Annotated in this window: 10 protein-coding genes; 5 read left to right on the top strand and 5 right to left on the bottom strand. The window is 58.1% G+C overall.

Going from position 1 to position 8046, the window contains the following annotated elements:
* Positions 1-415: 415 nt before the first annotated feature.
* On the top strand, positions 416-964 hold the full coding sequence (locus MB824_RS10995; protein WP_238748572.1) for a YbhB/YbcL family Raf kinase inhibitor-like protein: 549 nt from the start codon (positions 416-418) through the stop codon (positions 962-964).
* A gap of 80 nt (positions 965-1044) precedes the next feature.
* On the opposite strand, the gene MB824_RS10990 is transcribed toward MB824_RS10995, so the two are convergent.
* From MB824_RS10990 to MB824_RS10980, 3 genes are all read right to left on the bottom strand, one after another.
* Positions 1045-1839 (bottom strand): helix-turn-helix transcriptional regulator, encoded by a 795-nt coding sequence (locus MB824_RS10990; protein WP_238748571.1) that lies wholly within the window; start codon positions 1837-1839, stop codon positions 1045-1047.
* A 123-nt stretch (positions 1840-1962) separates the two neighbouring features.
* Positions 1963-3291, bottom strand: coding sequence for a hypothetical protein (locus MB824_RS10985; RefSeq protein WP_238748570.1), 1329 nt, complete (start codon positions 3289-3291; stop codon positions 1963-1965).
* A 195-nt stretch (positions 3292-3486) separates the two neighbouring features.
* Positions 3487-3837: a DUF1801 domain-containing protein gene (locus MB824_RS10980; protein ID WP_238748569.1), complete on the bottom strand. Its 351-nt coding sequence runs from the start codon at positions 3835-3837 to the stop codon at positions 3487-3489.
* Positions 3838-4048: 211 nt separating this feature from the next.
* Here MB824_RS10980 and MB824_RS10975 point away from each other — a divergent pair, with 211 nt between their 5' ends.
* Positions 4049-4213, top strand: a complete 165-nt coding sequence (locus MB824_RS10975) for a hypothetical protein (protein ID WP_234403807.1) — start codon at positions 4049-4051, stop codon at positions 4211-4213.
* 14 nt (positions 4214-4227) lie between these two features.
* On the opposite strand, the gene MB824_RS10970 is transcribed toward MB824_RS10975, so the two are convergent.
* Positions 4228-5103 carry a LysR family transcriptional regulator gene (locus MB824_RS10970; protein WP_003778217.1) on the bottom strand — a complete coding sequence of 292 codons (876 nt, stop codon included), beginning with the start codon at positions 5101-5103 and terminating at the stop codon, positions 4228-4230.
* A gap of 104 nt (positions 5104-5207) precedes the next feature.
* Between MB824_RS10970 and MB824_RS10965 the strand changes: the two genes are divergently transcribed.
* Both MB824_RS10965 and MB824_RS10960 read left to right on the top strand, forming a co-directional pair.
* Positions 5208-5834, top strand: coding sequence for an NADPH-dependent F420 reductase (locus MB824_RS10965; RefSeq protein ID WP_003778214.1), 627 nt, complete (start codon positions 5208-5210; stop codon positions 5832-5834).
* A gap of 12 nt (positions 5835-5846) precedes the next feature.
* Positions 5847-6056 (top strand): alpha/beta fold hydrolase, encoded by a 210-nt coding sequence (locus MB824_RS10960; protein ID WP_238748568.1) that lies wholly within the window; start codon positions 5847-5849, stop codon positions 6054-6056.
* A 50-nt stretch (positions 6057-6106) separates the two neighbouring features.
* On the opposite strand, the gene MB824_RS10955 is transcribed toward MB824_RS10960, so the two are convergent.
* A complete protein-coding gene (locus tag MB824_RS10955; RefSeq protein WP_238748567.1) occupies positions 6107-6457 on the bottom strand; it encodes a winged helix-turn-helix transcriptional regulator in 351 nt (116 codons plus the stop codon).
* A 220-nt stretch (positions 6458-6677) separates the two neighbouring features.
* On the opposite strand from MB824_RS10955, the gene MB824_RS10950 reads away from it, so the two are divergent.
* Positions 6678-7691: a zinc-binding alcohol dehydrogenase family protein gene (locus tag MB824_RS10950; protein WP_238748566.1), complete on the top strand. Its 1014-nt coding sequence runs from the start codon at positions 6678-6680 to the stop codon at positions 7689-7691.
* The last annotated feature ends 355 nt before the right edge of the window (positions 7692-8046 follow it).

Here is an 8046-nt window from a genome sequence, read left to right as displayed (position 1 = left end):
TTGTTTTGAAGTCAAGTACTTGGCATGCTGATTTGTATGGGTTATTTATTCCGGACAGTAGTGCGCCTGTGCGGGAATGACGGAATAAAAAAGCAGCCTGAAACCGTGTAATGCGGTTTCAGGCTGCCTTTTCAGACGGCATCAGGGCAGCCTGAAACGCCGTGTAGGGTGAGCATTCATGCCCGACGTTTTTTGCTGTGTTTCCTATTTCTGTCGGGCATAAATGCACCGACCTACGGCGGTTGTTTTTAAAGGCAGCCTGAAAAACGGCAGACGGGTTTGGACTTCGCAACAGCCGCAAACCTGTTTTCAGGCTGCCCAAATCCGCACAATATTTGCACGTTTCGGCATCATGCGGCGTGCGGCTCATCCCTATAATCTGCGTTTTCAACCCCATCAAAATAAGGAAAACATTATGAAAACATGGCTCTATGCCGCTGCGCTGACGGGTTTTACCGCGCTTTCTGCTACAGCTGGGGCAGAAGGGAAATTTACCGTGCAAGTGGGCGGTTTGCAAAACGGACACTTCGCCGAACGCCATTTGTTAAGTGAATCCTACGGCTTCGGCTGCACAGGCGGCAACATCGCGCCGACGGTTTCATGGAAAAACGCCCCCAAAGGCACGAAAAGTTTTGTGCTGACGATGTACGATAAAGACGCGCCTACCGGCTTGGGCTGGATGCATTGGGTGGTTGCCAATATTCCCGCCAACGTGTCGGCGCTGCCTGAAAACCAGGCCTTGCCGCCGGGCGCGCTGCAAACGCGCACCGATGGTGGCACAGCGGGTTTTATGGGCGCGTGTCCGCCCAAGGGGCAAAACCACCGCTATGAAATCACCGTTACCGCCGTGGATGTGGCCACGCTGCCCAATATCACCGCCGAAGCCACGCCCGCGCTGGTTGGTTTTTTCACCAATGCCCACGCGCTGGGCAGGGCAAAAGTTACCGTGCGCCAAGCGCGATAAGGGATGAAACGAAAAAAGGGACGCCATGTAGTGCGTCCTTTTTTGCTGCGTTGGGGGTTTTCAGGCTGCCGATACGCGGATTAACGCGCCCTGCGTACATCGCTCGGGGTACAACCAAAATGCGCCCGAAATTTCGCCGCAAACCGCGCAGGGCTCTCATAGCCCACCGCATACGCCACCTGCGCCACGCCCAACGGCGACGTTTGCAGCAGGGTCAGCGCCCGCATCATCTTCACACTGCCCGACAGTTCGCGAAAAGACGTGCCTTCGTTCGCCAGCCGCCGCCGCAGCGTTGCCTCGCTCATGCCCAGCCGCTGCGCCACATCCCTTATCCGCCAGTTGATTGTGGTATCTCGCGCAATCAGTTGGCGTATCTGCTTGCTTACAGGCTGCGCCGAATGCGGATTGAACACCGCCCCGGCTTGCGCCAGCCAAGCCAGCAGTTCCATTGTCCGCGCTGCCAACACCGTTTCAGGCAGCCGCGCCTGCACGCCGTGTATCACGCGAGAAAGCGATTCGTTCCAAGCCGCATCAGGGCGCAACACACGCGCCAAATCCAGCGTTTCGCGCGAAGGGTGTTGCGCGAAAAACTGCGCCACCCATTCATCGCCCAACATCAGCCATTCCGAGCGATAACCCTGCGCCCCATCAGGCTCATTCAGTACATCAAACGACTGCCCGCCCGCAATCAGCAGCCATTGTCCCGTCGTTGCAGTCAATTCGCCGCCCGCGTAGCGCAACGTTTTACGCCCGTGCACCACGCGCACAACCATCGGCTGTGCAAACTGCGATTGCGCGAATGAAAGTTTTTTGTGCTGCAACACGCAGCCCGTTTCCACATGCTGGGGACAGGCAAAATGGTTAATCGTCGGCATGGCAAAATCAGTTGAATCAAAACAAGAGATGATAAGGGGGAAGGCGTTTTCAGGCTGCCTTTTCAGACGGCATTAAGGCAGCCTGAAAGTGGAGATTGGTTTTCAGGCTGCCTTTGCTGCCGTCTAAAACTCTGCTTCCAGTTCTTTAATCTGGCGCAGCAGCCCGCGGCGTTCGCTTTCGTTCAGCCCTTGGATATTGCGCAAATCGGCATCGATGGGAACGGGCGCGCCGCCGTTGCGCGGGGCGAAGGCGAGATATTGTCCGTGGCGGCGCACGGGTTGGAAGTTGTGGTCGCTAAATGTGATTTCGCGGATTTTGCCGTTGATGGGCGCGGGGTAGAAATAATACGTCCGCCTGAGTTTGCGATTGGTGCCGGCGATGTAAATCGGGATGGCGACGAGTTTCCACGGCTGCGCTTCGGGGCGGTTGATGGCGGCAAGCACGGCGCGACGGCGGCGGTAGCGGGACAGCTGCCACCCACACGCGGCGGCGGTGATGACGGCAAAGGGCAGCAGCGGCAGAAATCCGCGGATGTCAGCAGGATCGGCGGCGTTGCGCACGATTACGGCGGCAAAAACAAGGCTGCCGATAAGCATCAGGGCACACAAAATGTTTGCCAGCGGATAGCCGCCGCCAATGCTGCGGATGCTGACTTGGGCGGGCAGGCAGACGGGGAACTCGCGCGGTTCGGGTGGCGCGACGGGGCGCGAACCAAGGGCTTTGGGGAAAAAGGTTTGGCAAAAACCGTCGAGCACGGCTTGGCGGCGGCTTTTGTCGGACTCGGCCGCTAGCGTGCGGATTAAATCGGGCAGGTGTTTGCCGTGCAGCAGGTACATCACGGGCAGGGTGATGGAGAAGTCGCGCTGGCGGGTCATGCTTTCCGACAGGCGCAGATATTTGGCGACGCGCGCTTCCATTTGCTCGAGCGTGGCGTTATCGGGCAGCGGCTGCTCGGCTTCCAGTTCTTCCAGTTCGGCTTTGAATTTGCGTGCAGGCTCGCTGTTCAGGTACAGTGTGGCGGGAAACGGATACACGAAAACCACGCTGTTAACCAGTTCCCACGGATAAAAAACGTTTTCGCGCTTGGTTTTGCTGCCGCTTTTCGCGCCAACCCCGTCGAGTTCTTTTTCGGCAAATGCTTGGACGATGCGGATACCGTCGGCGTTTAACACCAGTTTAGTGCGGCTGTCAGCGGCGCGGTAGAGCAACAGGGCGGCAAACACCAAGCAGAACAAAACAATAAAAGCTCCGCTTAGGACAGATTTTAGGCTGCCAACAAACAGCAGCGGCGATGCGGCAGCGGCGATGGCGAGCAGAACGAGCGACATCACAAACATTTTCAGGCGGGAATAGGTGATACGGATTTCGGCGGGCATGGGGGGCTTTCTGATGTGGGTTTGGGGGTGTGGTTCGGATGGGTTGGGTTTTTCAGACGGCATGATGATAGGCATAGGCAGCCTGAAAGCAAGCGCAGCCGTAGGTCGGGGCATTTATGCCCGACGTTTTAAAATTTATCTGTGTTTGTCGGGCATAAATACACCGACCTACAAACTCCGTACGAAGCCTGCAAACGGGTTTTCAGACAGCATTCAAGGCAGCCTGAAAACGGTTGCCGTCGTAGTTCAGCGCTCTTTCAGCACGGCATTTTATTCTGCTGCTTGTTGCGCCAACCGTAAGTACTCCGCCAAATGCTTATTTTCCACATCTTCAAGCGTATGTAATTTCAAATGGCGACGGCCTTTGCCTTTGCCTTCCAATAAACCGTGCGGGTCTGCCATCTCGGCACCGTGAGCAAATTCCACAGTTACATGCTGCTTGTAAACAAAAATGCCGCAAAATGGTTTGGGGGCAGCAAACAAAATGCCGCCATATTTCACTTCTTCGCCTACCGTATCTGCCAGTTGCCCTATTTTCGTGCGCACGCTATCGGCGATTTCATACAAGGCAGGATTACTGGTTTGCCAATCGTCCAGCAGATTTTTCACTTTTTGATCCATGGGATTCTCCTAATTTGAGCTTGTGGCTTGGACATTGGTGTCCGACAAAGCATTCTAAACCGTTATCTACGGCGCGGGCGGGTTTCAGGCAGCCTGAAAACCGTATGGGCAGCAAGGCCGTATTTTATACAAACGGCGAAACGGTTTTTGCGATTTGCCGTGTCGTGTAGTTTTTCAGGCTGCCTTTTTAGGCTTTCAGACGGTCTGAAAAGTGTCGGATACGAGTATCCGACCTACGGCACTGCATGACGCGGCGGAAAAGGAAGAGTTTGCCGCCGATATTTATCTGGTGATGCACGAAGACCTGCGCCGCTCGGCAAAAATCCGCGCGGTGGCGGATTTTTTGGGCGAGGTGTTGGCGGAACGGGCGGGGTAGGGCGGTTTTCGGGTTTATGCCAAATACTTGCCCGCATTATCCAAACAAAATTCGACAAATACCCGCACCACGCTCGACGGGTGGCGGTGCTTGACGTAGAGCAGGTGCAGCGGCAGCTGCGGGAAGGGGAAATCGGGCAGCACTTCGACCAATGCGCCTTCGGCAAGCAGCGGGCGGGCGAAGAAATCGGGCAGGTCGGTGATGCCGCGCCCCAGCAGGGCGAGCTGGCGCAGTTGGCGGTAGTCGTTGCAGCAGAAGGCGGCGGGCGGGATGATGCTTTGTCCGCCGAGCGACCAGCGCACGGGATGTTCGGGCAGGGGCGACCAGCCGATGCAGGGCTTTTGCGCCAACTCATCGGGGCGGTGCGGCGTGCCGCAGCGGGCGAGCAGGTCGGGGCTGGCGACCAGTTGCAGGCGCATGTCGCCGAATTTGCGGGCGACGAGGCTGTCGGTTGCCAAACCGCCGCTGCGCAGGGCGACATCGATGCCTTCGGCCAACAAATCCAGTTTGCGCTCGGTGGCGAGGACGAAGACCTCAATCCGCGGATAGGCAGCCTGAAAATCGCCCAGCAGCAGCCAGCCCGGCTCAAACGTCAACGGTAGCGACAGGCGCAAGCGCCCGGCACATTGCGCCTGCTCGCCGATGACTTGCTGCGCGATGTTGTCCAGCGTTTCCACGCTCAAATGCGCCTGCTCGTACACCTGCTGACCGATAAGCGTCGGCTGCACGCCGCGCCCCGTACGTTCCAAAAGCTGCACGTTGAGGCCGTTTTCCAGCTCTTTGATTTTGCGGCTGACGGTGGCAACGGGCATCTGCAAGCGCGCTGCCCCCGCCGACAAACTGCCCGCCTGCACCACGGCGGTAAACACTTTTATCGCGTTGAAATCCATCTTTGCTTTCCATATCTGAAAATTTCGTTTTCATTTTAGCGACTACTCTTGCGGATTTGGAAGGGCGATAATCCCGCCATCCCAACAAGCACAGGAGCAACAACATGAGCAACATCGCTATTATCGGAAGCGGCAATATGGCCGCAGGGCTGGCTGCCGCACTGACCGCTGCCGGCAAAAATGTATTTATCGGCGCACGCGACGCTGCCAAAGCGCAGGCGCTGGCGCAGAAAACCGGCGCACAGGCGCAGGGCGGCACGCTTGCACAGGCCGTTGCTGCGGCGCAGACCGTGTTTCTCGCCCTGCCTTATGCCGCTGCGGCGGAAGTGTTGCAGCAGCTCGATGTTTCGGGCAAGACGCTGATTGACATCAGCAATCCCGTTACGGCGGATTTCCAAAACTTGTCGCTGGGCTTTACGACGTCCGCTGCCGAGGAAATCGCCAAAGCCGCACCGCAGGCGGCCGTGGTCAAAGGATTCAACACCGTTTTCGCCCAATTGCTCGACCCGGCCGCACGCAGTGGGCAGACGGTTCAGGTATTTCTCGCCGCCGATGATGAAGAGGCGAAAAAACGGGCGGCAGCGCTGACCGCGGACATGGGCTTCAAGGCGGTGGATGCAGGCGGCTTACGCAACAGCCGTTTCCTCGAACCGCTGGGCGAAATGAACATCCTGTTCGGCTTCTTCCTCGGCAAAGGTACGGGCATCGCCCCGATGTGGTCGGGCTTGTAAAACCGCTTCGGCATGAGCCGCGCCGATTTCGCCCACATCCAAACGCCGACGCTGCTGCTGGCGGGCGAAAAAGACCAAAACGCCCCGCTCGATACCGTACTTGCCGCCTACCGCGCCATGCCCAAGGCGCAACTCGCCATCGTTGCCAACGCCTCGCACGGCGTGCTGCAAAGCGACTTTTCCGCTGCCTGGGTGATGATTGACAAGTTTCTGCGGGATTGAGGGTTAGAAAACAAAACGCCGTCTGAACGAATTCAGGCGGCCTTTTGTTTTCAGGCTGCCTTGCCGCGTTCCTTGTGTCCGTCGCCCCACGCCTTCAAGGCGAGCAGCACCGGCGCAAGCGTTTGCCCGTAGGCGCTCAAGCGGTATTCGACGCGCGGCGGCACTTCGGGATAAACAGTGCGTTCGATGATGCCGTCGGCTTCCAGCGCGCGCAGTTGCGCGGTCAGCGTGCGCTGCGATACGGCGGGCAGGATGCGGCGGATTTCGTTGAAGCGCAGCACGCCGTCGCTATGCAGGCGGTAGAGAATCGTGCCTTTCCACTTGCCACCGATAACGGCGAGCGCGGCTTCCACCGAGCAGCCTTCGGCGCAGTCAAATGCGCGGTGTGCGGTTTTGCCCATGAGTGTTCCTTGTTTGATGGTTGAAGGTCGTCTGAAACGGCTTTCAGGCTGCCTTTGGCAGTTTGTAGGTCGGGCATTGATGCCCGACGTTTTTATCTGCTTTCAGACGGCCTTTGCCAGTATCTAATAAGTAACCTACTGAAAAATAAGTGCGTTCTTAACAAACGCGCGCCCGTATCTTATGATGCCCGCTCCTTTTACACAACCGGAGACGCATCAAATGAAAGCCATTGGATTCAACCGCCCGCTGCCTGCCAACGACGAAAACTGCCTGCTCGACATTGAGCTGCCCACGCCGGAACTGCGCGAACGTGATTTACTGGTCGAAGTGCGTGCCGTGTCGGTCAATCCCGCCGACGTCAAAGTCCGCGCCGCGCATACGCCTGCCGCAGGGCAGTACCGCATTTTGGGCTGGGATGCGGCAGGCGTGGTCAAAGCCGTCGGCAGCGGCGTGCAGCATTTTCAGGTCGGCGACGAAGTCTATTACGCGGGCGTGATTAACCGCCCCGGCTCTTATGCAGAGTTGCAGGCGGTGGACGAGCGCATCGTCGCCCGCAAACCGCGCACGCTCGATTTTGCCGAAGCAGTCGCATTGCCGCTGACCGCGCTCACCGCGTGGGAAACGCTGTTTGACCGTCTCGACGTGAACAAACCCGTCGCCGGTGGCAGTCGCGCCCTGCTGCTGGTGGGCGGTGCGGGCGGCGTCGGCTCGATTACCGTGCAGTTGTTGAAAACGCTCACCGACATCCAAACCATCGCCACCGCCTCGCGTCCAGAAAGCGAAGCATGGCTGCGCCGCCTCGGCGCGGATTACATCATCAACCACCGCCACAGCCTGCCCGAACAAGTGGCCGCGCTCGGCATCGGTGCGCCGTCGTGGGCGTTTTCCACCAACCACAGCGCACACTACCTGCCGCAACTGGCGGAACTGCTCGCACCGCAAGGCCGCATCGCGCTGATTGACGACCCTGACGTACTCGACGCCAACCCGTTGAAAGGCAAAAGCCTCTCGCTGCATTGGGAATTCATGTTCACCCGCCCGCTGCGCGAGACCGCCGACATCGCACGCCAGGGTGAAATCCTTGCCAAAGTCGCGCAACTGGTGGACGAAGGCCGTCTGAAAACCACCGCCACGCGTATCATCAACGGCATCAACGCCGCCAACCTGCGCCGCGCGCATCAGCTGGTAGAGCGCGGCGACATGATTGGCAAGGTGGTGCTGGCGGGGTGGTGAGCTGGCTTGAGAGATGGATAAAGGCAGCTTGAAACCCAACCCCGATTCATCGCAAAAAGGCAGCCTGAAAGCCTATTTCAGCTTTCAGGCTGCCTTTATCGTGTGCGGATGGTTTTGGTTTTGCAGTAGGTCGGGCATTGATGCCCGACGTTTTGCTTTGTTTCCTCTTTCCATCGGGCATGAATGCCCGACCTACGCACCGCATGGCAGCAGTTGTAGGTCGAATTCTCGAATCCGATAGCCGTTGGTATGCTTGGAACTTTGCTTGCGGAAATGCCGGATACAAGTATCCGACCTTGTATATCGGAACACCCGTATCATAGCAACAAACCGCCCGCCGCCGCCCGCATCCGAC

This window comes from Kingella pumchi (genome assembly GCF_022288825.1).
In the GTDB taxonomy this organism is placed as follows: domain Bacteria; phylum Pseudomonadota; class Gammaproteobacteria; order Burkholderiales; family Neisseriaceae; genus Kingella_D; species Kingella_D pumchi.
The sequence above is the reverse complement of the archived record's forward strand: the minus strand, read 5'-3'. Positions and strand labels throughout refer to the sequence as shown.